The sequence below is a fragment of the Arthrobacter sp. Hb9-2 genome (assembly GCF_059091165.1).
Window position 1 is genome coordinate 1 of sequence record NZ_JBNHGJ010000112.1, and the last position, 281, is coordinate 281.

1 protein-coding gene is annotated in these 281 nt (G+C 63.7%); it reads right to left on the reverse strand.

Annotated features, from left to right (window positions below; all coding sequences use genetic code 11):
• Nucleotides 1-11: 11 nt before the first annotated feature.
• Nucleotides 12-281 (reverse strand): autotransporter domain-containing protein (locus AC5RV1_RS21435; RefSeq protein WP_493995964.1); only part of this gene is annotated, 270 nt, incomplete at its 5' end.

Genomic DNA, 281 nt, shown 5'->3' on the forward strand with positions numbered 1-281 from the left:
CGGATGGCGGCTTAGAACTTCTTTGTCGCCGATAGGCGCAGCGTCATCGATCGCGAGCCGGGCCCGCCCCTTCCACCCAGGTCGATCCCGGTCGTCCAGCCGTCTCCGGGGTTAAGCCCCAGGCCGATTTCGAACTGGAGTTCATCGCGCAGCCAGTCATTGGTGGTGATGCTGTACTGCGATGGGCCGCCCAGATCGGCATAATCCAGCAACTGCGGACTGGCCTGGTTGAACTCATGGCGCCATTCGAACCGCGCGCGGGGCGCAAAGGCACCTAGGTG